The sequence below is a fragment of the Actinoallomurus acanthiterrae genome (assembly GCF_054775715.1).
Window position 1 is genome coordinate 8,395,412 of sequence record NZ_BAAHCO010000001.1, and the last position, 23,798, is coordinate 8,419,209.

Consider the following 23,798-nt stretch of genomic DNA (forward strand, 5'->3'; position numbering starts at 1 on the left):
ATCGGTCGCGATGGTCGGCGGCGGTCAGGCTCCCCGCCCGTCGGCGCGCCAGCGCTCGTACTCGGCGCGGGTCTCGGGCGTGAGCGGGTAGTAGTCGGTCAGCGCGCCGCCCTCCTCGATGCGCGACCGGCTGAACCGCTCCCACTCCTCGTGGTCGGCGGCCGCGTCGATGAGGTCGGGGGCCTTCCGGCGCGGCACTACCACGGCACCGTCGTCGTCGGCGACCACCAGGTCGCCGGGCAGGACGAGCACGCCCCCGCAGGCGATCGGCACGTCGTACGCCCACGGGAACAGCTCGGACTGGGAGGCGTAGTGTGGGGTGACGCCGGTCGACCAGATGGGGACGCCGAGCCGGCGGACGCGGGGCGCGTCGCGGACGCAGCCGTCCACGACGATGCCGGCACCGCCCCTCTGCTTGAAGTAGCGGACCAGCATGTCCCCGAAGCAGCCGGTGTAGGCGCTGCCGTAGGCCTGGACGACCAGGACGTCCCCGGGCTGGACGGTCTCCAGCACGGCCCACAGCGCGGTGTGCCGCTCGATGTACTCCTGGCCGAGACCGGAGGCGATGTCCTCCCGCTGGGGCATGAACTGCAGCGTCAGCGCCCGCCCCGCGACCTTCTGCCCGGGCGACATCGGCCGCGGCCCGGACACGAACGTGCGCCGGATGCCCTGCCCGTGGAGCTTGGCGCAGGCGGTGGCCGCGCTGACCGCGGAGAGCCGCCGGACGAGGTCGGGATCGGGTGGTTCCGGCGCCTCACCGCGTACGGGCAGCTGCCACACCAGGTCCTCGTCGGTCGTCCGGGCGCTGTCTTCCACTGATGGGCTCCTCACGGTCGCCGTCCCGCCGGGATGGTCCCGGCGTGCTGGTGGGCGGGCCGGGCGGCCCGCAGGGTCAGACGCAGATCGATCCGGATGCGGCGCCCCGGCGGCAGCACGACCTCCAGGCGCGGCCCGCCGACGTCGAGCTCACGGGTGACGACGGTCGCGTCCGGCGCGACGTACGACGTCAGGTCGCCGGGGTAGCCGGTGTCGGCGGCGGTGACGACGGCCCGGGTGATCCGGTGCTCGCCGAACGCGCCGGCCTGCACGACCACCCGCCGGGTCCCCGTCAGTCCCGTGTGCACGAGTTCGACGCCGGTACGGTCGGGGCCGACGTCGTCGACGAGGGCCGCGACGCCGGGCGGCAGGCCGGGCCGGCGGCGTTCGGCGTCGAAGTAGGCGAGGCGCGTCGGCAGCAGGCCGCCGTTGTACAGCACCTGCGGCGTGCCCGTCGTGAGCTGGAGCAGCGCCTCGGTCAGCACCGGGTTGAGCCGCTGCCAGTGGTGGATGTGGAACTCATCCGGCGCGGCCCGGTCCGCGGCGATGAGCGCCATGCGGCGCTCGACCTGGCCGAGCGCGGCGGCGAGCATCGCCTCCGGGAACCCGGGGTTGTCCCCGCGCAGGTACGCCAGCCACGGCGCCTCGTGGCCGGCCTCCTCCTTGTTTCGGAAGCCCCGGACGACGCTCCAGTCGTAGCCGGACGCCTTCCACAGCCGGTCGAGGCGGTCCCGGTCCTCCTCCGCCATGCCCGCGTGCCACAGCCACACCGGCAGGCCGAGCTGCGGCGGCTGGAAGTCGAACCAGCCGGTGTCGTCGTGCCGGTTCGGCACCAGGAGGGTGGGCCGGTCGGCGTCCTCGCCGAGTTCGGCGAACCACCGGTCGCTGATGCTCATCGACGTCGCCCCGGGAGGTCGGTCGGGGCCGGGAGGTCGGTCGGGGCCGGTTGGTCGGGAAGAACAGGTTGGTCGGGAAGAACAGGTTGGTCGGGAGAAGGCACTGACGGTCCCGCGGATCCCGTGGCGCAGGACCAGGTCGAGCGGACCCCGGCCGAGGTCGAGGTGGTCGGTGCCGCCGGTGAGCAGGACCGTGTTGACGGCGGCGACCACGGCGGCCGCTCCGACGCTGTACACGCCGTGCGGCCACTGCCAGCCGTAGTTGCCGCCGTACCAGCGGCCGTCGTGCAGCTCCCCCACCCGGCCCGACGGACCGACGTTGTCGGGGAGGATCCCGCCGAGCGCGGCGGCGCGGCGTTCCCAGGACTCGACGTAGCGCAGCGCCCAGTCGCGGTACCGGTCCTCGTGCCCGTACAGCCAGGCGTTGGTCGCCAGGCCGGTCGCGGCGAGGTTGACGGCGACGTCGCCGCGGCCGATCCGCTCGTTCATCGCGGCGCCCATCCGGGCGGCGTTCACGGGGTCGGCCAGGTCGTCCCAGGTGGAGATGCCGGGCAGGTCCCGCAGCGGCAGCCCGTACGGACGCATGGAGGTCAGGTCCGCGCCGTACGACGCCCACTCCTCGTTGACGCCGTAGCGTGGGCCGCCCGCGCCGTTGTGCGGCGCCCGGATGATGTCGGCGGCCGGGTCGTAGTTGCCGGCCGGGGAGCCGGGCAGGTACAGCTCGGCGAACCGGCGCGCGCGTTCGGCGAACCGTTCGTCGCGCGGGTCGGCGGCGCAGATGCCGTAGAACAGCAGCAGGGACTCGCCCTGGTGGAACCAGTCGTAGCCGCGCTCGAACTCGTCGACGAGGTAGCCGGACTCGCTGAGCTGGGCGGTCACTCCCTCCCAGTGGTGTTTGCAGGCGTCGAGGAGGTCGTCGGCGCCGCCCAGCTGGTAAAGGGTCGGCCAGTTGAAGAACGCCTCGTAGAAGTCGTCGGCGCCGTCGCGGCTCTCCAGCGCGCCGGTGTAGCGTAGCCGGCCGTCGCCCTCGCAGTAGCGGCCGGCGAACGCGCGCCACGCCTCGTCGAGCGCGTCGAAGAGCCGGCGTTCCAGGATCGCCCAGGCCGGGGGTGCGCCGACCGGCACGCTCGCGACGACGCGGGGAATCCGCTCAGTCATGGTCAGCCCTTCGTCGCACCGGCCGTCAGGCCGCTGATGATGTGCCGCTGCATGATCACGAAGAAGACGAGGAGCGGCGCGATCGCGAGCAGCAGCGTCGGGAAGACGACGGTGAAGTCGGTCTGGTACTGGCTGACGGCGGCGTAGACCCCGGTCGTGACCGTGTACAGGCCGCTGCCGGGGCCGAGGATGATCTGCGGGTTCACGAAGTCGTTCCACACCGAGAAGGTGTTGAGGATGACCATCGTGGCGACCACGGGCCGCATCAGCGGAAAGATGATCTTCCAGAAGACGCGGAGCCGTCCGGCGCCGTCCACCGCGGCAGCCTGGTCGAGCGTGACCGGGATGGTGCCGATGTACCCGGCGTACAGGAAGATCGAGAACGGCAGTGTGAGGGACGTCTCGAACAGGACGAACCCTCGGATCGTGCCCATCAGCCCGAGCGTCTTCAGGACGTACACCACCGGGATGACCAGCACCTGGCTCGGGATGAACGTGCCCGCCAGGAAGACCAGCAGCAGCGCGCGGTAGCGGCGGCGCGGGCTGCGGGCGATGACGTACGACACCGGGCCGGCCAGCACCACCGACAGCACGTTGACCGCGACCACGAACAGGATCGTCACGGCGTACCCGCGCGCGATGTCGAACTCCGGGTTGTGCAGCGCGTGCCCGAGGTAGCGGGTGGTCAGCGAGCCCAACGGCAGGCCGAACGGATGCTCGAGGATCTGCTGCTGTGGCTTGAACGCGTTGACGACCAGCACGTACAGCGGGGTGAGCATGAAGATCGCGACGATGCCGAGGAACAGCGGCCGCCACACCCGGCGCGGACGGCGGGCCCGCGACCGTACGGTGCCGGGCGGCTCCGGCGGAGCGGTCGCGGTGTCCGCCCGGGCGTCGATGGTGGTCAGGCCCTCGCTCACGAGTACACCGCCATCTCTCCTCGCCGCCGGAGGCGGGTGACGATCAGGGCGAGCGCGGCGGTGACGACCATGAGGACCACGGACTGCGCCGAACCGAACCCGAGCCGGTTGTCGTGGAAGGAGTTCCACAGGATGAGGTAGGCGACCGTCTGGGTCTGGCCGGCCCGCCCGCGGTCAGCGAGACCACCAGGTCGTACGTCTTGAGCAGCGTCACCAGGGACAGGACGACGTTGACGGTCACGACGGGCCCGAGCGCCGGCAGCGTCACGTGCCGGAACACCTGCCATCGCGAGGCGCCGTCGATCCGGGCCGCTTCCACGAGTGACGCGGGGACGGCCTGCAGCCCGGCGAGGTAGAGGACGATGTTCACCCCGAAGCCCGCCCAGATCAGGACGGCGATCATGGTGACCATCGCCCACGTGGGGTCGGACAGGAACGGCAGGACGCCTCCCCCGTGCGCGGTGACCAGGCTGTTCACCGCGCCGGTGGTGCCGAGGATGGCGCTCCAGAGGAAGCCGACGACGAGCGCGCTGAGCACGTGCGGGTAGAACAGCACGACCCGCAGGAAGCGGTTCGCCCGGGAGGAGCCGTTCACCAGGACGGCGAAGCCGAGTCCGAGCAGGTTCATCCCGGCCGTGCCGACGATCGCGGCGAGCAGGGTGACGGTGGCGGCGTGCCCCATGACGGGGTCGCCGAACAGGTGCGCGTAGTTGGCCGTCCCGACGACGTGCGGCCGGGCGCTGTAGCCGTCCCAGTCGGTCAGGCTGAGGTACACCGCCAGCCCGACCGGGACGAGCAGCATGACCGCGAACAGGACGGTGGCCGGCGCGACCATGAGCAGGGTCGCGAAGCCCTCTCCCCTGCGGCTCGGTTTCGTGTGCGTCGCGTGGGTCATGAGCGCGACGCGACCCACTGGTCGACGGCGGCGGCCACCTTCTCGGGTGAGCGTCCGACGTACAGCCCCTGGACCTGGGTGTTCCAGGCGTCGTTGAAACCGTTCGGCAGGGTGTCGTCGCCGTACCCCTCGCCCTGGGGGACGGTGGCGGGCGCGGCGTCGAGGATCTGCTGCACCTGGCGTTCCAGCGGGGTGAACCTCCGGTCGAAGCCGGGCCGGAAGTTCCCGTCCTGCTGGAGCTGGCTGGTCACCGCGCTCTTGTCGGTCACCAGCCACTGGACCAGCTTCAGCGCCAGGGTGCGGTGCTTCGCCGACTTGAGGATCATGTACGGCGCGGCCATCGTGGCGCCCTGCGGCCCCGGGCTCCGCTGCCCGGTCTGCACCGGCGCGGCGAACACGCCGACCTCGAAGTCCTTCTTGGCCGTCGCCTCGGCGGCGGTGAACCAGCTGCCCATGATGTACATGGCCGCCTTGCCGGCGAAGAACCTCGTCTGGGAGTCCGGGTACTTCAGCCCCATCGCGTTCTTGTCGACGTAGCCCCGCTCGATCCAGCTCTTGTAGAGCCGGAGGTGCGGCAGCAGCGACTCGCCGACCTTGAGGCGTCCGGCCTTGACGTCCTGGTACCACTGCGGATGGCTCTGCGCCAGCGAGGGGTCGGCGAGCTGCAGCAGCTGCAGGCCGGTGACGAAGTCGCCCGCGGTCTGCAGGGGGAGGTAGCCGGCGGCCTTCAGCTTCCCCATGTCCTGGGTGAGCTCGTCGAGCGTCTTGGGCGGCTGCTGGATGCCGGCCTTGGCGAAGGCGGTCTTGTTGTAGAAGACCAGCGACTGCGCCTGCTCGCCCACGCCGACCGTGTAGATCCGGCCGCCGACCGCGGCCTGCCGGGCGAGCGGGGCGCCCGTGGCCCAGGGCTGGTCGGTGAGGTCGAGCATCTGCGAGGCGCGGGTCGGATCCGCGGTCAGCTGCTCGACGACGTCGGGGGCGTTGCCGGCCGCGAGCTGCTGCGGCAGCGTGTCCGCGACCGACTTGCCGGTGGGCGCCTCGATCTTGACGTGCACGCCCGGGTTCGCCCGCTCGAAGGGCTTGACGAGCCCTGTCCAGTAGCTCTGGGTGAGGTTCGGGGTGATGTTGACGAGCATGCGGACGGTGCCCTTGTCCCCGCCGCCCGAGGTGTTCCCGCCCGAGAACCCGCCGCCTCCGCCGCAGGCGGCCAGGGCGAGGGACAGCAGGGCTCCGACGGCCGCCCGGCTCACATGTCGTGGACGCATCACGTCTCCTCCGTTGAGGCCCCCGGAATTGAACGTTTTAACGGGTCACTCATCGAGTAACGATTCGTTAATAGATCGCCCCGGCACGAGGTGTCAAGCATTACGCCCACATGACAAGGCGTTGAAGCCCGTGTTACCGTCGGCAATCGAGTCGTAAGTCTCTGTGCATGGGCGGTATTCTGAATCGATGACGACCCACCCCAAGACCTCTCTGGTGCTGAGCGACAGCGACCGCTCGACCCTGCTGGCGTGGGGTTCCCAGTCCGACGGCGCCCTCGCCCAGCGCAGCCGGATCGTGCTCGCCTGCGCCGAGGGACTATCCAACAAGGACGTCGCCGCCCGGCTCGGCGTCAGCCCCGCGACCGTCGGCAAGTGGCGGGACCGGTTCACCGAGCGCGGCCTCGACGGGCTGGCCGACGCGCCCCGCCCCGGCCGTCCCCGCAGCGTCGACCGGCGGGAGGCCGAGCGCCTCATCGCCGCCGCCCTCGGCACGGCCGAGCGCGGCGGCCCGGTGCCCTCCACGCACTCCCTCGCCCGCAGCCTCGGCCTCTCGCAGTCGACGGTGTCCCGGATCTGGCGGGAGCTGCAGGACGCCCCGCCGGACGCCCCGCCCCCTCCCCCGGAGATCCCGCTCGGCGCGGACGACGACCTGCTGCCGCGCGAGCTGCTGTCGGATCGGGTCTACGAGCGGCTCCGCCGCTCGATCGTCGACGGGGAGCTGACGGCGGGCGAGCGCCTCATCGAGTCGGAGATCGCCCGGCGGCTGGGCACCAGCCAGGCGCCGGCCCGGGAGGCGATCAAACGGCTCGTCCACGAGGGCCTGGTCCGCTACCTGCCGCACCGCGGCAGCTACGTCGCCGAGATCTCCGAAGAACAGGCCCGCGAGGTCCGCGACGTCCGCGTCCTCCTCGAGGAGTACGCCGCCCGCGGCGCCGCCGCACGGATACAGCCGCCCATGCTCGACCGCCTCGGCGAGGACGTCGAGGCGATGCGCCGGGCCGCCGGGCGCGGTGACATCGGCGGCTTCCGCGACGCCGACATGGCCTTCCACCGCCACGTGTGCGCCGCCTGCGGCAATGGATTCCTGCTGCGGGTCTGGCGCATGATCGAGCCGAGCCTATGGGGCCTGCACGTGCTCGGGGACCCCCGTTACGCCGGCGACTGGGCGGCCATGGCCGACCACCACGCGACCCTGGTGGCCGCGCTCTCCCACGGCGACCCGGACGAGGCGGGACGTCTCTTCGCCGCCCACGCCCGCGGCGAGTCCACGCGGACGTAGGGCGTGGCTTACGAAGACGCCGTGGTCTAGGGGCTCATGTGCTCGTCCGGCCCGCGGCAGCGCTGCTCAGACGCCGGCACCCGCCTCCAGATAGGAAGCGGGTGCCTCAAGCGATTCGACCGGGCCGCGAGTTACCGGATGAGGAGTTCCCAGCGTGGGTTGCTGCCACTGCCGAGATCCCTGCACCAGTACTCGTTCCAGCCCTCGCGCTCGTACTGCTGACCTGCGTCGTCGATGCAGAGAGACTTGGTCTTGTAGCCCCCGATCTCGACCCAGTTGGCCGCCTGGGCCGGTACGGCCAGGGCACCTACCGCGATGGTGGCGAGCCCGACGCTCGCGACGGCTGTACGAAGGCGCGTCCGCGTTTCCTTTCCTGGAGGACACAGATTTCGGCCGCCCGCCGTCCCGCCGGTCCGGCAAAACGATCTTGACGTCCGCGACTAAATGATCATCCCGTCTCACCCGATGCGCAAGACATTCCAGGGTGGATCTTGACGGTCTTCGCCCACACCGCGGCGGTCAGCGGTGCCGGCGCGGATCGGGCGGGATGCGCAATGTCGTGATGACCGTCGCCAGCATGTCGTAGTGGGCGGCGAGCATGATCAGCTCGATGCTCTCCCGCTCGTCGAGGTGCGCGCGCAGCCCGTCCCACGCCTCGTCGCCGAGGTCGCCCTGCGCCTGCAGAGCGTCCACGGCGGTCAGGACGGCGCGCTCCCGGGGCGACCAGCCGTCGGCCTCGGGCCCCTCCTCGGTGAGCCGGGCGAGGTCGGCGCGGGTGACCCCGGCCCGGGCGCCGAGCCGTACGTGATGGTCGAACTCGTAGCGGCAGCCGCGCGAGTGCGCCACCCGGAGGATGACCAACTCGGTCTCCCGGCGGGGCAGCACCCCGCCCGGCATCAGCCGCCCGGCGAAGCGCAGCCAGCCGCGGAACAGGCGGCGGTGCCGTCCGAGGACCCGGAACAGGACGGGCGGCTCCGTGCCGACGCGCCATCCCGCCAGCCAGGCGAAGATCCAGGCCGGCGTGCCGAGGTCACGGCGTGCGCCGGGCGCGACGCGCGGGACCATGCCGGTGGCGGCGCCGCCGCCGGGTGCCGGGTGCTCGACGCCGGAGTCGTTCTCGGCGGCCGTCCGATCACGTCGTCGCATGCGATCAGCAATACACGAACGCATGTGTCCGCGATAGCTCCCGCCGTACGAAATGTTCAGCCCGCCGCCGCACCGAAGTGCTCGACGATCCCCCGCGCGTAGTAGGGCTCCCAGTCCTCGGCCGGGCTCTCGGCGGCGTACCGCTTGTCCAGGCTCACCAGCAGGTAGACCAGCTCACTGCGGACCGGCTCGGCCGCCAGGAGCTCCGGCAGCTCCGAGAGCCGGATCAGCCAGTCGGCGTACCAGGAGGCCCAGTCGTCGTCCACGCCGTCCGCGATCCGATAGACGCTGTGGTGGACCTCCCCGGCCTCGTGCAGCAGTTCGCGCACAGCCTCCGTGGTCGTGTCCATCGTCCCGCCCCGAACCGATCGCGGCGCGTCCGGCGGCCATCGGCCCGGCGCGCTCATGAGGCCGGCCCTTCCAGCGGCGTCGGGGCACCCTCGGATACGGGCCGGTGACCTGGACTTTCCCCACTCCGCGGGCACCGGTAAACCTCACCCGGCGCCGGACGCCGTCAGAGCGGCCGACCGACCATCCGGCGGGCGGCGGTGAACCCGAGCTCCCCATCGGTCCGACCGGTCCGTCGGCCGCGGCGTACAGGCCTCCCCCCACACGACGGGCGGCGGTGAACCCGAGCTCCCGATCACCCCGACCGGTCCGTCGGCTGCACCGTACAGGCCTCCCCCCACACGACGGGCGGCGACGAACCCGGCCTCCCGATCAGCCCGACCGGTCCGTCGGCTGCGGCGTCGTGAACGTCGCGTCCTCCCCGCCGGCGATCCGCAGCGCCCGCTCGACCCGCGACCGTACGGCCACGTCGAACACCCGCTGGGCCGCCATGCGCCCGTGCAGGACCGGTCCGACCCAGCGCGGGGCGTGGACGCGGCGGGCGCGCGTGGCGATGCCACGCTCCAGCGCGTCGATCCCGGCGCTGAGCGGAGTCACGCCGGTGAACGCTCCTCGGCGGCCCTGCAGCGCGGCCGTGGCACGCGTGCCGAACCCGCGGCGGGTCATGTCGGTGTCGAGTTCGGCGAAGTACGCGACGCCGACCCGCGCGCCGGTGTGCCGCAGTTCGATGCGCAGGGTGTCGCCGAGGGCCTCCACCGCTGCCTTCGACGCGCTGTAGGCCCCGAGCAGTGGGGCGCGGACGGCGGCGGCCAGCGAGGCGACCGCCAGGACGTAGCCGTTCGGATGGGAGATGTACGGGCCGGCCGCGCGCAGCGTGTGATAGGTGCCGAAGACGTTGACCCGCATCGTCGTCTCCAGGACGCCGGGGTCGCCGTCGAGGATCGGCCACTGGCAGGCGACGCCGGCGTTGGCCACCACCACGTCCAGGCCACCGAGCTCCCCGGCGAGCTCCCCCACGGCACGCTCGACGCCCTCCCGGTCGGTCACGTCGCAGAGTCGCCACGGCGCGTCTCCGCACGCGCCGGCGACGGTCGCGAGCCCGTCCGGCTCCAGCCCCGCGAGGGCCACGCGGGCGCCGCGGGCGTGCAGGCGGCGGGCGAGCGCCGCCCCGATGCCGCGCGCCGCTCCGGTGATCAGCACCCGCCGACCATGGAGGAGCATCCGGTCGTTCGGTCGTCGCATAGACCAGCAATACACGACGTTGATCGTGATATCCCGATCGCGGCGGCATCGGCGATGGCCGAATGCGGACTCGGCGCCGCTGCGGTCCACCGGCACACCGCAGCACGGCACGCAGGCCCGCACCGCACCGCCCCGCGCGACGGAGCAGGTCGGGGCGGCGGCCATGCCGCGTCGGGCACGGGCTCGCCGCCGGCCACGGGCGCGGGCCCGGCGGCGCAGGACGGGGCAGCTATGCCGCGTCGGGTACCGGTTCACCGCCGGCCACGGCCGCGGGCCCGGCGGCGCAGGACGGGGCAGCTATGCCGCGTCGGGCACCGGTTCACCGCCGGCCACGGCCGCGGGCCCGGCGGCGCAGGACGGGGCAGCTATGCCGCGTCGGGCACCGGTTCACCGCCGGCCACGGCCGCGGGCCCGGCGGCCGCCGGGGCCGCGGGCCGCCGGCCGCGCCGCCAGATCGGGGTCGCGAGCAGGACCACGAGGAGCCCGCCGGCACCGGGGAGGATGAACGCCCACCGGCTGCCCCAGTCGTCGATGATGGTGCCGGTGACCGGACCGGCGACGGCCAGGCCCAGCGTCATCGCGGCGCCGTGCAGGCCCGTCGCCTCGCCACGGGCCTCGGCGGGCACCCACCGGCTGAGGGTGTCGATCGTGGTGGAGATGCCGGGGGCGCACAGCAGACCGGCCGGGAGCAGCACGAGGCACACCACCCGCCAGTCGCCGAACAGGCCGACCGGCACGGTGAGCGCGGCCATGGTCCCGACCATCACCAGGGGTGAGAAACCGCGGGGCAGCGCACCGTAGACGAACCCGCCGATCAGCGAGGCGACGCCCCACACGGCGAAGGCGAGGCCCGTCCACCGGGTCGCGGCGTCGGCCTTGAGCACCGCGACCACGCCGAGCTCCGTGGCGGCCAGCACGAACGTCAGCGCGCACGTCACGCCGAGGAGCGCCAGCAGCGCCGGGGTCAGCCACTGCCGGCGGCGCACCACGGCCCCGCCTGCCTCCGCCTCCCCCTCGACGCGGACGGGCGGGTCGACTATCAGCAGCGCGATGCCGGACACCACCAGCCCGATCCCGAGGAACGTCATGGTCCAGGTGCTGCCGAGCGCGGTGGTCACGGCGACGGCGAGTGCCGGGCCGGTCATGTAGGCGATCTCGACCAGCATCGAGTCGAGCGCGTACGCGCTGCGGCGCTGCTCTGCCGGGACGGTGGCCGCGAGGCACTGCCGGACGACGCTGAACACCGGCAGCGCGAGCACACCGTCGGCGAACGCGGCCGCGACCAGCGGCCAGTACGGCAGGAACGACGCGGAGATCCAGAACACCAGTTGGGCGACGGTGGTGACCGCCAGGACCGGCCGGAGGCCGCGCCGGTCGACGAAACGCCCGGCGATGGGAGAGCCGACGGCCACTCCGGCGGTCGCGGCCGCGCCGACCAGGCCCGCCTCCAGGAAGCCGAGCCGCAGCCCGCCGACCACGTGCAGGGTCAGCGTCAGCCCGGTGGCGACCACGGGGACCCGGGCCAGCAGCCCGACGAGCAGCAGCGTCCGGACGCCGGGGATGGACAGCACTCGCCGGTAAGGTTCGACAGTCATAATGATCACTTACCTCCACGACGCAGTATGACAGCGAGCCCCAGGCCCGGAAAGCGAATTTTCCGCCCACCCGGAGCGTCCGGCGCGCTGCTCGTCACGACTTCCTGACAGCGCTCGTCAATCGGGAGTTCGGGCGGCTCGGCATCGCGGTATAAGCACCACGACGGGGGTGGCCGCCCACGGTCCCCGCTGTTCGGCTGCGGGTCCGGGCCGCTCCTAGGGCTGCTAAAACGGGGGCAAAAAGGTGACGAGTGACGGAAATGACAAAAATAGCAATAGCCAGGAAAATGATCGGGCGGGCATTCGTCATCGGCGGTGGTTCCTGCCGGCCGCCCTCGGATTGGCCGTCGTGGTGGGCGGTGCGGTCGGCGCCGGAGTCCTCCGGCTCACCGGCTCACACCCGGCCGAACACCGCTCGGCCGTCCAGCGCCGAGCGACGCAGCCGAAGCAGCCGGTCCAGCCCAAGGTCGACTGCCATGTGCACAAGTGCATCGCGCTGACCTTCGACGACGGGCCGCTCGCCGAAACCACCCCCAAGCTCCTCGACGCCCTGAAGGCCCACGGAGCGCACGCGACGTTCTTCGTGCTCGGCATGCAGGTGGCGGGCAATGAGGAGGTGCTGAAACGGGAGGTCACCGAGGGCCACCAGGTCGGCAACCACACGTTCGACCACAAGAAACTCGTGGGGATGCCGCGCGCGAAGGTCGAGGACGAGCTGATCCGCACTCAGGAGGCGATCCTCCAGGCGACGGGCACGACGCCGACGGTGTTCCGCCCGACGTACGGGTCCACCGACAAGCAGTTGAACGGGATCGCCAAGGAGATGGGTCTCGCGCAGATCCTCTGGACCATCGACACGGTGGACTGGAAGGACCGCAACACCGCGCTCGTCACGAAACGCGTCCTGGCCGGCGCGAAGCCGGGCCACATCGTGATCATGCATGACATCCGGCCGACCAGCGTGAACGCCGTCCCCGGCATCCTGACGGCCCTCGCCAAGCAGGGGTACGCCTTCGTGACGATCTCCGAGCTGTACGGCGGCAAGCTGACGCCGGGCGAGCGCTACCCGGCGTTCCTCGGCTCACCCGTCGCGGGCCCCGCCCCGCCGATGTAGTCCACGCCGTGGGAAGGGCGTCGCTTGTCAGTGCGCGGTCCAGCCGCCGTCCATGGTGAGCGACGCCCCGGTGATCATCGACGCCTGCGGCGAGCAGAGGTAGGCGACCAGTTCGGCGACCTCGTCCGGCTCGATGAGCCGCCGGATCGCGGCCCTCGCGAGCATGACCTCGTCGATGACCCGGTCGGGTTCCATCCCGTGCGCGGCGGCCTGGTCGGCGATCTGGTGCTCCACGAGCGGAGTGCGGACGTACGCCGGGCTGACGCAGTTGGCGGTGACCCCGTGCTCGGCCGCCTCCAGCGCGATGACCTTGGTCATCCCCTCCAGGGCGTGCTTGGCGGCCACGTAGGCCACCTTGTACGGCGAGGCCACCCGGCCGTGGACCGAGGAGATGCCGATGACCCGGCCCCATCCTCGGCCGTACATTGCGGGGAGCGCCCGCCGCGCCAGCCGGAACGGCGCCTCGACCATGATGCGCTGCATCCGCGCGAAGACGTCCGGCGGGAACTCGGTGACCGGCGCGACGTGCTGCAGTCCGGCGTTGTTGACCAGGATGTCCACGTCGCAGTCGACGGCCTCGACCGCTGCGGCGTCGGACAGGTCGGCGGCGACCGCCCGGCCGCCGATCTCCCGGGCGGCGGCCTTCGCCTCCTCCTCGCGCAGGTCGACGATGACGACCTCGGCACCGGCGGCCGCGAGCCTGCGGGCGCAGGCCAGCCCGATCCCGCCGGCCGCGCCGGTCACGAGGGCCCGGCGGCCGGACAGGTCGAGACCGACGGACGGCTGAGGGGTGTTCGGTGAAGCCACGCGTTCTCCTCCTCGGCATCGGGACACTCGGTGCGAAGACGATCATATTGATGCGGGATCGGCCCACCGCGCCGCGCGAGTCTCGGGCATGCGGTGCGGCGCGTGGTGAACCACCGCGCTCGCGGAGGCGATCCCGAGCCGAGAGCGCCGGTGGGGTGCCCGCCGTTCCGGCGGGCACCCCGTTCAGGGCGTGTCGGTGGGGCTTGTTCGGTCAGGAGACCGTCTCGAAGGGCAGCCACAGCGCGAGCCGGCCGCCGATCCGCTGATCGGAGGTCGCGAGCGTGTGGATCTCCGCGGAAGACAGGGCCCGCTTGTACACGCGCACGTCGTCCAGCGTGCCGTGGAACCGGCTGGCGCCGTCGATGCGCTCTCCGACGTGGATGCCGTCCACGCCGAACTCCTTGCCCGCGGTGACCGAGCCCGGCGGCACCGCGGCGGAGGCGACCTGCGTCCCGTCGATCCACAGGGAGAGCTTCCCGTCGGCGCGCTGCAGCGCCACGTGGTGCCACTGGCCGTCGTTGTAGGCGTTCGCCGACTGGACGGAGATGTTGAACCGATCGACCGCGATCAACGCGTTGATCCGGTGGGACGCCGGCTCGGCCCGCAGCCACACCTGCGGTGTCGTCCCGCTGCCCCACCGGTACGCCCACAGCAGCGCGTGCGTCCCGGCGGTGTCGGAGTAGCGGAACCAGGTGGCCATCGTGAAGTCGTCGCCGCCGACGTCGATCGCCCGGCTGTACGGCACCTCGACGCGGTCATCGACCCCGTCCAGGTCGAGGCCGTTGCCGAACCGCCCGGGAACGGTCTGCGCGCCGCCGCGCACGTAGGCGTCGTTGCCGCGGTGCGAGGCGTCCGGGGTCTTCGGCCCCGGCGCGGGCGGCGCGGGGATGCCCGGGGGCGTGCCGTTCGGCGTGGCGAGGTAGGCCTCGTTGAAGTGCGCCCAGCGGATCGTCTCGTATGGGCTGGCGGTGCCCGCCTCGTACAGCAGGCCGGCCTCGTCGGCGCCCAGCTTCACCATGTCGGAGTAGGCCGACGGGCCCCACCAGAAGACCTTGCCCTGCTGCCAGCGCTGCCACGTACGGGCCTCGTCGAAGGACGAGCGCACCGCCATCGCCTCGCGCGCCACGGGGTGCGCCGGCGAGGACAGCAGGATGCGGTTGGTCTTGTCGCCCTGGTCGCGGGCGTGCATGCGCAGCGTCGAGGCCTGGACGTCCGGCACCGAAAGGTTCTTCACGATACGGAACGGCTTCTCGAACGTCTCCCCGCCGTCCTTGCTGATGGCGTACGCCCGGTTGCCGGGGTCGGTGCCGCGCTCACGGGCCAGCGCGTAGATCCGCCCGTCGGTGAGCTCGACGACGGTCACCTCCTGGGCGATGATCGTGCCGTCGTCGTAGGCACTCGTCGCCCCGATGTGCCAGGTCACGCCGCTGTCGTCGCTGTAGAGCAGGTGCGTGCCGTAGGTGTGGGGACCGACCCCGTCGTAGATCTCGTAGTTGGCGCCGAGCACGAGACGGCCGGCGTGCTTGCCCCGGGTGAGCTGGATGCCGTGCATCGGCCCGGTCGCGTACCAGAAGTTCCACTCCGGGCGCTTGCCCTCGGTCATCTCGCGGGGCGCGGTCCAGGTGGCGCCGTTGTCATCACTCCACTGCACGTACGGGTCGCGCTTACAACCGTTCGGGCAGGGGTCCGGGCCGTTGTGCGTGCTGACGAGGACGACCCGGCCGGTGCGCTGGTCGACGATCGGCACCGGGTTGCCGTGCGTCGAGCCGTTGCCCTTCGAGACGACCTGCAGCGGGCCCCAGGTGCGGCCGCCGTCGGCGGAGCGCCGGAGGACGATGTCGATGTTCTCGTCGTCGCCGCAGTCCTTGACGCGGCCCTCGGCGAAGGCCAGCACCATGCCGTTGGCCGCCCGGACGACCGCCGGGATCCGGAAACAGGCGTAGCCGAACTGCTTCTGCTGGAAGAGGACCTGTTCTTCGTCGAAAGGCGCCGGCGAGGCCGGCCGGGCGGAGGCGGTCGAGGCGGAGGCGGTCGGCGCGGCCGGGGCGGAGGTGGTTGCGGGGGCCGTCGCACCGGCCGTCCGGGCGGTGGCCAGGGCGGCCGGCGAGCCCAGGAGGAGTCCGGCCGCGATCAGGGCGACACGTCGCCACACGCCTGGTCGGCGCCGGGGCGGTTTCTCGAAGGCGTACCTCATAACGGTGCCTTTCATGAGAGGGACGGAGGTGGCGGACATCCTATGTCCTACGTTCTATGTCCACCAGACCTGCTATTGACGCCCCCGAGGCCTGCCGTTAGCTTCCCCGGACATAGGACATCCCATGTCCAGGGAAGGATTTGAGCCGATGCGAGCAGTCGATCGCGGGCCCCTCCGCGCCGCGTGCGTCACCACCGTTCTCGTGGCCGGCCTCGCCGCCGGGACGAGCCCGTCGCGGGCGGCCGTCCGGTGCGAGACGTCCGTGCCGTACACGGCGGGCACCGAGGGCTACAGCGCGTTCCGCATCCCCGCGGTGATCAAGACCAGGTCCGGCGACCTGCTGGCCTTCGCCGAGGGCCGGTTCTCCGGGCTCGGCGACGCCGGGAACATCGACACCGTCGTCAAGCGGTCCACCGACGGCGGCTGCACCTGGGGTCCCCTCCGGGTGGTGCAGGACAGCGGCCCGAACACCTCCGGCAATCCCGCGCCCGTCGTGACGGCACGAGGCCGGGTCGTGCTGCTGACGACGTACAACGCCGGGACGGCGACCGAGACGGCGATCCTGCGCGGTCAGGTGACGCCCGATCAGAGCCGCCGCGTCTTCACGCAGTACAGCGACGACGACGGGACGACCTGGTCGACGCCGCGCGAGATCACCGCCGACGCCAAACTCGCGAACTGGCGCTGGTACGCCACGGGCCCCGGCCACGCGATCCGGCTGACCCACGGCCGGCACGCCGGGCGGCTGTTCGTCCCGGCGAACCACTCGATCGCCCCGCCGGCGGGCTCGACGGACCTCGGGTCGGAGGCCAAGTACTACGGCGGGCACGGTCTCTACAGCGACGACGACGGCCGGACCTGGCACATCGGCTACGTCGACGACAACCCCGACGGGTACGTCAACGTGAACGAGTCGACGGCCGCGCAGCTGCCCGACGGCCGCGTCTACATCAACGCCCGCGACCAGAACGGCACGAGCCCCGCGACCCGCGCGGACGCCTACAGCCGGGACGGAGGCCGTACTCTCACGGCGCCGTTCCGCCCGCAGGACACCCTGACCGGCCCGGTCGTCGAGGGGAACGTCCTGCAGCCGCGCGGCCGGAAGGCGCCGCTGGTGTACTCCGGCCCGGCGAGCCCGACCAGCCGGGCGATCATGACGCTGCGCGTCAGCCGGGACGGCGGCGCGACGTGGCGGCCGGCGCTGACCCTCTCGACGCTGCCCGCCGGCTACTCCGACCTGGTCCAGGTCGACGCCCGTACCGTCGGCGTGCTGTACGAGACGGGGAACGCCGGACCGTACGAGAAGATCACCTTCCGCCGCGTGTCACTGCGCGACCTGGAGAATCAGTCCTCGCCGGCCGCACGGCGGGCCCCGGAGACCCGCCGTGCGTCCCCGGCCGTGCGCCGGCCGGACGGCGGGGTCCGGACACCAGCCGTCGCCCAGGCCGGGCACAGGCTCCGGACACCCGCCGTGCGTCCTCAGTCGTGATCCAGCCGGGCGAGCCGCGCGCGTACTTCGGCGAAGTGCGCGCGCATCGCCGCCTCGACGGCGGCGCGGTCGCCCGCGATGACCGCCGTGTAGATGTCGCGATGGATGCGGGCGACGTCGGCCGGGGTCTCGTCCGGCGCGCCCAGGTCGTCGCGGAGCTGGTGGTAGACCTCCCAGAAGGCGCCGAGGAGCCGGCCGACGAGCGGGTTGCCGAGGGGCTGGTAGAGCAGGTCGTGGAAGAGCCGGTCGGTCTCCGGGGAGACGGTCCCCACCTGCGCCTCGGCCTCCATCCGCTCGATGACGTCACGGACGGGGGCGAGGACCTCGGCCGGATCCGTGCCGCCGCCCTCGGCGATCAGCCGCTGCGCCAGGCCGTTCTCCAGGACCTCGCGGATCTCGATCAGGTTGCGCAGTGCGTCGCGCGGCCCGATGCGGGTGTGGAAGGTGAGCTCATCGACCAGCCCGCCGAGCGACAGCCGTCCCACGAACATCCCGAAGCCGTGCCGGATGTCGACGATGCCGACGGCCTGCAGGGCCTTGAGCGCCTCACGGACCGAGTTGCGGCTGATGCCCAGCTCCTCGATCAGCTCCGACTCGGTCGGCAGCGGATCTCCCGAAACGAGACCCCTGCGCACGATGATGTCCTTGACCGCCTCCTGCACTTCAAGCGCCCGCGTCGGCCGGCCGCCGCGTGGGGCGGGAATCCGCCGGGCGGACGAGGGACGCCGGGCGGGCGAGTTCCCGGCGGTCTGCGGATCATCGCGAAACATCAAGGACATCTCCTGGTCATTCGGGCTTGACCGGGCGCGGGTTGGACCCTAGCCTCCACCCTACTGGACGTGGGATGTAGGACGTCCAATCTGCCCGTGACGGAGACGAGCGTTACCCCCCGATAACGACATGTAGGAGGCACCGTGAGCGCCCCGGTTCCCTTCAGCCGCCGTGACTTTCTGCGCTACAGCGGGACGGTGAGCGCCGCAGCGGCCGTCTCCGCCGCCCTGTCGGCCTGCAGCGGGCCCGCCTCGACGAGCTCGACAGGCTCCAGCGGGTCCAAGGACCTCGTCACCGCCGTCATCGGATACGGCAACGACCAGACCTGGGACCCGACCATGACGGCGTCGGCGTTCGCGATGGCCGGCATCAACCACATCTACGAGGGTCTGGTCGACACCGACCCGATCACCCGCGCGCCGTACCCGGCACTGGCCACCGCGCTGCCCGCCGACCCCAAGGCGACCACGTGGAAGTTCACGCTGCGCCAGGGCGCCAAGTGGCACGATGGGCAGCCCGTCACCGTCGACGACGTGCTGTTCACCTTCGACCGCATCCTCGACCCGAAGGCCCAGACGCTCGTCTTCAACTTCTTCGCCACCTGGTTGAAGGAGGTGCGCAAGGTCGACGACACCAGCGTCGAGCTGGTCTTCAAGTTCCCCTTCCCGGACGCGCTCCCCCGCCTCACGATCGCCAAGATCATGCCGAAGCACGTCTACGGCCAGCCGGGCGGCTGGGACGCCGCCAAGAACGGCAAGTCCGTCGGCTCGGGCCCGTACAAGATGGTCCAGCACAACCCGAAGTCGAACACGACGTTCGAGGCGTTCGCGGACTACAACGGCCCGCGCAAGCCCGCGATCAAGAAGATGAACTGGCTGTCCATCGTCGACGCCTCCGCCCGCGTCGCCAAGATCTCCGGTGGCTCCGCCGAGGCGCAGATCGCCGACAACGTGCCGTACGCCAACATCGACCAGCTGAAGAAGAGCGGGCTGACCGTCGAGGGCGGCAAGGGCATGAACCACATGTTCATCATGTTCAACACGGGCAAGAAGCCGTTCGACGACGTGCGGGTCCGCCAGGCGCTCTTCTACGCGATCGACACCCAGAAGATGATCGAGGTCGCGCTGAAGGGCCACGGCGCCCCGGCCACGAGCTTCCTCAACGAGCAGAACCCCTCGTACGCTCGCGCGAAGACCGTCTACTCCTACGACCCGGAGAAGGCCAAGTCGCTGCTCAAGGCGGCCGGCGTCACGAACCTCACGATCAACCTGATGGCGGTCAACGTCAGCTGGATCGCCGACTGCCTGCCGACGATCGCCAACTCCTGGAACGCCATCGGCGTCAAGACCACCCTCGCGCCGCAGGACACCAGCGCGCTGTTCACCAAGATGGACCAGTCGCAGGACTACCAGGCGGTCGCGGCGGCCTCGAACCCGAACCAGTTCGGCCTCGACGCCGACCTCATCCTCCGCTATAACTACACGCCCGGCGGCAACTGGATGAAGTACACCAAGTGGGACAGCAGCCCGGACGCGAAGAAGCTGTTCGCGCAGATGGACGCGGCCACCCGCGAGCCGGACCAGCAGAAGAAGCTCCAGCTCACCCACGACTACATCGACCTCATCGCCGAGCAGGCCGTGCTCTACCCGGTCGTGCACACCGAGCTGATGACCGCCTGGAACGCCAAGAAGCTCACCGGCGTGCGGGCGCAGGCCTACCCCGGCATCAACCTGCTGCAGGCCAAGCGCACCTGACCGCGGACGGCGGCGGGAGAGGTCCCCAGGCCCGCCGCCGTTTCCGCTTCACCCCTCGACCCGACTCTTCCCAGGAGGCACCCGGTGGCAGTCATCGCCAGAATGCTGGTGCGCCGCGTCCTCATCCTGATCCCGCTGTTGCTGGGCGTCGTCCTGTTCGTCTTCATCGTCATGCGGTTCTCCGACAGCAAGCCGGAGTACGCCTACTTCGAAGGCTCGAACCCGACGCCCGCGCAGGTCCACCAGTTCAAGGTGGACAACGGCCTGCTGGATCCGCTGCCCGTCCGGTACGTGCGGTTCGTCGGCCAGCTGGTACGCGGCGACATGGGCACGAGCGTGCTGACGAAGGCGCCCGTACGCGACTCGGTGGCGACGGCGATGCCGCTCACGCTGCAGCTGACCCTGCTCGGCGTGGTGATCGCCATCGTGCTGTCGCTGATCTTCGGGATCACCGGGGCGATCTTCCGGGACCGCTGGCCCGACCAGCTCATCCGGCTCGTGTCGCTGATCGGCCTCGCGGCCCCGGCCTTCTGGATCGCGCTGCTGATGATCCAGTACCTGGCGGTCGAGCGCGGCTGGTTCCCGACCAGCGGTTACGTCAACCCGGCCGACTCCTTCACCGGCTGGCTGAAGTCGATGACGCTGCCCGCGCTGTCGCTGTCGCTGCCGCAGGCCGCCTACCTGACGCGAATCATCCGCACGTCGATGGTCGAGGAACTCGACAAGGACTACGTACGGACGGCCGTCGGCAGCGGCCTGCCCCCGATCGTCGTCGTCGGCCGCAACGTCCTGCGCAACGCGCTGGTCAACCCGCTGACCGTCCTGGGCCTGCGGGTCGGCTACCTGCTCGGCGGCGCGGTGGTCATCGAGACCATCTACTCGCTGCCCGGCATGGGCCAGCTCATGATCACCGCGGTGCGCAACGGCGACCCGGCCGTGGTCCAGGGCGTCGTCCTCACGATCGCGACCGGGTTCGTGGTGGTGAACCTCGTCGTCGACGTCCTCTACCTGCTCGTCAACCCCCGACTCAGGAGCGCGACCTGATGCGCAACGGCCTGGCGAAACGTCTGTCCCAGGGAGGCGTCGGCTTCCGGCGGCTGGGCGTGCTGTCGTGGATCGCTCTCGGCGTGGTCGTGGTGATCGTCCTCGCCGCCGTCTTCGCCCCGGTGCTGGCGCCGCACTCCCCGTACGTCCAGGAGACGTCGGGCGGCGGCCCGAGCGGGTCGCACTGGATGGGTCTGGACAGTTCCAACCGCGACATCTTCTCCCGGCTGCTGTACGGCGCGCGCTGGTCCCTCATCATCGGCCTCGGCGCCACCGGGATCGCGCTGGTGGCCGGCGCGCTGCTCGGCTCCATCGCCGCGACCTCGCGGCGGGTGGTCGACGAGACGATCATGCGCGTCCTCGACGTGATCATGGCGTTCCCGGGCATCGCGCTCGCCGCCGTGCTCGTCGCGGTGTTCGGCGGCAGCATCCCGGTGCTGGTGTTCGCCCTGGCCTTCCTCAACGCGCCGGCGGTGGCCCGCGTGGTCCGCGGCAACGTCCTGTCGCAGTACGGCGAGGACTACGTCGCGGCCGAGCGCGTCATCGGCGCCCGCACCCCGCACATCCTGCTCCGTCACGTCGCCATCAACTGCGCCGCGCCGGTCCTGGTCTTCTGCACCGTGATGGTCGCCGACGTCATCGTCTTCGAGGCGTCGCTGTCGTTCATCGGCGCGGGCGTACGGCCGCCGGACCCGTCGTGGGGCAGCGTCATCGCCGATGGCAAGAACATGGTGCTGCTCGGCGGCTGGTGGGCCACGGTCTTCCCCGGACTGGTGATCCTCCTGACGGTGCTCGCGCTGAACATCCTCGCCGAGGGCGTCTCCGACGCGTGGGCCACGCCGGCGGCGCGGCGCCGCGACGCGGCCGGCAAGAAGGACGACGTCGACGCGCTCGAGCAGGCGACGCCCGGGTCCGGCGAGGTCGCCCCGCTGCCCGGCCTCGCCGAGGCGGCGGCGCGCCTGGCCGAACGGGCCCGTCCCCTGCCCAAGGGCGAGCCGGTCCTGGCGGTGGAGAACCTCGCGATCGGCTTCGACGACCAGCACGACGGCGTCGACATCGTCGACGGGATCTCCTTCGACGTACGGCCCGGGGAGGTGCTCGGCCTCGTCGGCGAGTCCGGCAGCGGCAAGTCGCTGACCGCGCTGACCATCATGGGCCTGCAGCCGCGCGGCGCGCGGGTGCGCGGGCAGGTCCGCTTCGACCACAAGGACCTCCTCGCCCTCGGACGCTCGGCCCGGCGGCGGCTGCTCGGCCACGACATGGCGATGATCTACCAGGACGCGCTGTCGTCGCTGAACCCGGCCATGACCATCAAGGCGCAGCTCAAACAGGTCGTCCGGCGAGGTGGCCGGCGCAGCCCGACGGAGCTGCTGGAGCTGGTCGGCCTGGACCCGGCGCGCACGCTCCGGTCCTACCCGCACGAGCTGTCCGGCGGGCAGCGGCAGCGGGTGCTCATCGCGATGGCCCTGTCCCGCGACCCGAAGCTCATCATCGCGGACGAGCCGACGACGGCCCTGGACGTCACCGTTCAGGCGCAGGTCATCGCGCTGCTGCTGCGGCTGCGCGAGGAGCTGGGCTTCGCCCTCATCCTCGTCTCGCACGACCTGGCCCTGGTCTCCGACGTCACCGACCGGGTCGTGGTGATGTACGGCGGGCAGATCGTCGAGACCGGCGTGACCTCCGCCCTGGTCGGCGCGCCCGCGCACCACTACAGCCGGGGTCTGCTCGGCTCGGTGCTGTCCCTGGAGTCCGGGGCCGAGCGCCTCACCCAGATCCGTGGCGTGGTGCCCTCCCCCGCCGACTTCCCGGCCGGCTGCCGCTTCGCCGACCGGTGCCCGATGGCGACCGAAATCTGCCGTACGGAGACCCCCCGTCTCGACGGCCAGGGACTCCGTCACTCGGCCGCCTGCCACCACCCGGCGATCGACCTCGCCGGCTCCATGTCCGCCGCCGGCACGGGCGCCCCGCCGGCCCCGAGGAGGCACGTTGACCGCCGACGAGACCCTCGTCGAACTCTCCGACGTCCACGTGGTGCACAAGGCGCGCACCGGCGGCCTGTTCACCCGTGACCGCGTCTACGCGCTGACCGGGGCGGACCTGACCGTCCGCCCGGGTGAGACGGTGGGCGTCGTCGGCGAGTCCGGCTGCGGCAAGTCCACCCTCGCCAAGGTCCTCGTCGGCCTGCAGCGACCCACGTCCGGCACGGTCTCCTTCGGCGGCAAGGGCATCTGGTCGATGTCCGCGTCCGAGCGCCGCGGGGCGATCGGGTCGACGACCGGCATGGTCTTCCAGGACCCGTCGACCGCGCTGAACCGCCGGCTGCCGATCCGGCGGATCCTGCGCGACCCGCTCGACGTGCACGGCGCGGGCACCACTCGCGAACGCGACGAACGCGTCCGGGAGCTGATCGACCTCGTGGGCCTGCCGAGGAGCGTGGCCGACCTGCTGCCCGGCCAGGTCTCCGGCGGTCAGCGGCAGCGGGTCGCGATCGCCCGGGCCCTGGCGCTGCGGCCGAAGCTGCTGGTCGCCGACGAGCCCACCAGCGCGCTGGACGTCTCCGTACGGGCGCAGATCCTCAACCTGCTGCTCGACCTGAAGCAGCGGTTCGACCTCGCCATGGTCTTCGTCTCGCACGACATCCAGACCGTACGGCGGATGAGCGACCGGGTCGTGACGATGTACCTCGGCCGGATCGTCGAGCAGACCCCGGCCGACGCCGTCCCCGGGCGCGCCCGCCACCCGTACACCCGCGCGCTGTTCTCCGCGACGCCCGGCCTGCTCTCGCCGATCGACCCGATCCCGCTGATCGGGCCGGTGCCGTCGGCGACCCGGCCACCGAGCGGCTGCCCGTTCCGTACGCGCTGCTGGCGGGCCGACGACGTCTGCGCCGCCGAGATGCCGGCCGCGGAGAACGACGGTGGGGAGCACCTGTTCCGCTGCCACCACCCGGTTCCGGCCGGAGCGACCGACCGCGAGCTGATCGGCCAGGCCGGGGAGCGTGACTGATGCAGGCGGGGAACGCCGCGCGGGCAGCGGCCACCGCCACCTCCGCGTCGTCGGGCGTG

General features: G+C 71.7%; 19 protein-coding genes. 7 read left to right on the plus strand and 12 right to left on the minus strand.

The window, feature by feature from the left end; translation table 11 throughout:
- Window positions 1-24: 24 nt before the first annotated feature.
- From ACYVF7_RS39585 to ACYVF7_RS39605, 5 genes are read right to left on the minus strand one after another with little or no spacing between them, the layout of a single operon-like run.
- Entirely contained in the window at window positions 25-816 is a 792-nt protein-coding gene (locus ACYVF7_RS39585; RefSeq protein WP_460350907.1) for an RraA family protein, read from the minus strand.
- Window positions 817-827: 11 nt separating this feature from the next.
- Window positions 828-2,870: a type I phosphoribosyltransferase gene (locus tag ACYVF7_RS39590; protein ID WP_460350909.1), complete on the minus strand. Its 2,043-nt coding sequence runs from the start codon at window positions 2,868-2,870 to the stop codon at window positions 828-830.
- Between the two features lie 2 nt (window positions 2,871-2,872).
- A complete protein-coding gene (locus ACYVF7_RS39595) occupies window positions 2,873-3,790 on the minus strand; it encodes a carbohydrate ABC transporter permease (RefSeq protein ID WP_460350911.1) in 918 nt (305 codons plus the stop codon).
- A gap of 43 nt (window positions 3,791-3,833) precedes the next feature.
- Window positions 3,834-4,685: a carbohydrate ABC transporter permease gene (locus ACYVF7_RS39600; protein ID WP_460350913.1), complete on the minus strand. Its 852-nt coding sequence runs from the start codon at window positions 4,683-4,685 to the stop codon at window positions 3,834-3,836.
- Window positions 4,682-5,950: an ABC transporter substrate-binding protein gene (locus ACYVF7_RS39605; protein WP_460350915.1), complete on the minus strand. Its 1,269-nt coding sequence runs from the start codon at window positions 5,948-5,950 to the stop codon at window positions 4,682-4,684. The genes ACYVF7_RS39600 and ACYVF7_RS39605 overlap by 4 nt, the downstream gene beginning before the upstream one ends.
- A gap of 187 nt (window positions 5,951-6,137) precedes the next feature.
- Here ACYVF7_RS39605 and ACYVF7_RS39610 point away from each other — a divergent pair, with 187 nt between their 5' ends.
- Window positions 6,138-7,229 (plus strand): GntR family transcriptional regulator, encoded by a 1,092-nt coding sequence (locus tag ACYVF7_RS39610; protein WP_460350917.1) that lies wholly within the window; start codon window positions 6,138-6,140, stop codon window positions 7,227-7,229.
- A 519-nt stretch (window positions 7,230-7,748) separates the two neighbouring features.
- On the opposite strand, the gene ACYVF7_RS39615 is transcribed toward ACYVF7_RS39610, so the two are convergent.
- The 4 genes from ACYVF7_RS39615 to ACYVF7_RS39630 form a co-directional block, all read right to left on the minus strand.
- Entirely contained in the window at window positions 7,749-8,375 is a 627-nt protein-coding gene (locus tag ACYVF7_RS39615) for a carboxymuconolactone decarboxylase family protein (protein WP_460350919.1), read from the minus strand.
- A gap of 56 nt (window positions 8,376-8,431) precedes the next feature.
- Window positions 8,432-8,725 carry a hypothetical protein gene (locus ACYVF7_RS39620; RefSeq protein ID WP_460350921.1) on the minus strand — a complete coding sequence of 98 codons (294 nt, stop codon included), beginning with the start codon at window positions 8,723-8,725 and terminating at the stop codon, window positions 8,432-8,434.
- Window positions 8,726-9,095: 370 nt separating this feature from the next.
- On the minus strand, window positions 9,096-9,965 hold the full coding sequence (locus ACYVF7_RS39625; RefSeq protein WP_460350923.1) for an SDR family NAD(P)-dependent oxidoreductase: 870 nt from the start codon (window positions 9,963-9,965) through the stop codon (window positions 9,096-9,098).
- A 365-nt stretch (window positions 9,966-10,330) separates the two neighbouring features.
- Window positions 10,331-11,560 carry an MFS transporter gene (locus tag ACYVF7_RS39630; protein ID WP_460350925.1) on the minus strand — a complete coding sequence of 410 codons (1,230 nt, stop codon included), beginning with the start codon at window positions 11,558-11,560 and terminating at the stop codon, window positions 10,331-10,333.
- Window positions 11,561-11,909: 349 nt separating this feature from the next.
- On the opposite strand from ACYVF7_RS39630, the gene ACYVF7_RS39635 reads away from it, so the two are divergent.
- Window positions 11,910-12,674 (plus strand): polysaccharide deacetylase family protein, encoded by a 765-nt coding sequence (locus ACYVF7_RS39635; protein ID WP_460350927.1) that lies wholly within the window; start codon window positions 11,910-11,912, stop codon window positions 12,672-12,674.
- 27 nt (window positions 12,675-12,701) lie between these two features.
- Here ACYVF7_RS39635 and ACYVF7_RS39640 read toward each other — a convergent pair whose 3' ends face one another.
- Window positions 12,702-13,481, minus strand: a complete 780-nt coding sequence (locus ACYVF7_RS39640) for a 3-hydroxybutyrate dehydrogenase (protein WP_460350929.1) — start codon at window positions 13,479-13,481, stop codon at window positions 12,702-12,704.
- A gap of 211 nt (window positions 13,482-13,692) precedes the next feature.
- Window positions 13,693-15,690 (minus strand): exo-alpha-sialidase, encoded by a 1,998-nt coding sequence (locus ACYVF7_RS39645; RefSeq protein WP_460350931.1) that lies wholly within the window; start codon window positions 15,688-15,690, stop codon window positions 13,693-13,695.
- Window positions 15,691-15,823: 133 nt separating this feature from the next.
- Here ACYVF7_RS39645 and ACYVF7_RS39650 point away from each other — a divergent pair, with 133 nt between their 5' ends.
- Window positions 15,824-17,164, plus strand: coding sequence for a sialidase family protein (locus ACYVF7_RS39650; protein WP_460350933.1), 1,341 nt, complete (start codon window positions 15,824-15,826; stop codon window positions 17,162-17,164).
- Here ACYVF7_RS39650 and ACYVF7_RS39655 read toward each other — a convergent pair.
- The gene (locus tag ACYVF7_RS39655; protein WP_460358367.1) at window positions 17,155-17,934 is read right to left on the minus strand and encodes a FadR/GntR family transcriptional regulator; all 780 of its coding nucleotides are present in this window, start codon (window positions 17,932-17,934) and stop codon (window positions 17,155-17,157) included. The genes ACYVF7_RS39650 and ACYVF7_RS39655 overlap by 10 nt on opposite strands.
- 144 nt (window positions 17,935-18,078) lie before the next feature.
- Here ACYVF7_RS39655 and ACYVF7_RS39660 point away from each other — a divergent pair, with 144 nt between their 5' ends.
- The 4 genes from ACYVF7_RS39660 to ACYVF7_RS39675 all read left to right on the plus strand — a co-directional run bounded on the left by ACYVF7_RS39660 (window position 18,079) and on the right by ACYVF7_RS39675 (window position 23,739).
- Window positions 18,079-19,689 carry an ABC transporter substrate-binding protein gene (locus ACYVF7_RS39660; RefSeq protein WP_460350935.1) on the plus strand — a complete coding sequence of 537 codons (1,611 nt, stop codon included), beginning with the start codon at window positions 18,079-18,081 and terminating at the stop codon, window positions 19,687-19,689.
- A gap of 84 nt (window positions 19,690-19,773) precedes the next feature.
- A complete protein-coding gene (locus tag ACYVF7_RS39665) occupies window positions 19,774-20,733 on the plus strand; it encodes an ABC transporter permease (protein ID WP_460350937.1) in 960 nt (319 codons plus the stop codon).
- Window positions 20,733-22,802 carry a dipeptide/oligopeptide/nickel ABC transporter permease/ATP-binding protein gene (locus ACYVF7_RS39670; protein WP_460350939.1) on the plus strand — a complete coding sequence of 690 codons (2,070 nt, stop codon included), beginning with the start codon at window positions 20,733-20,735 and terminating at the stop codon, window positions 22,800-22,802. Before ACYVF7_RS39665 ends, ACYVF7_RS39670 begins: the two co-directional genes overlap by 1 nt.
- Window positions 22,720-23,739, plus strand: coding sequence for an oligopeptide/dipeptide ABC transporter ATP-binding protein (locus tag ACYVF7_RS39675; protein ID WP_460350941.1), 1,020 nt, complete (start codon window positions 22,720-22,722; stop codon window positions 23,737-23,739). Before ACYVF7_RS39670 ends, ACYVF7_RS39675 begins: the two co-directional genes overlap by 83 nt.
- Window positions 23,740-23,798: the final 59 nt, after the last annotated feature.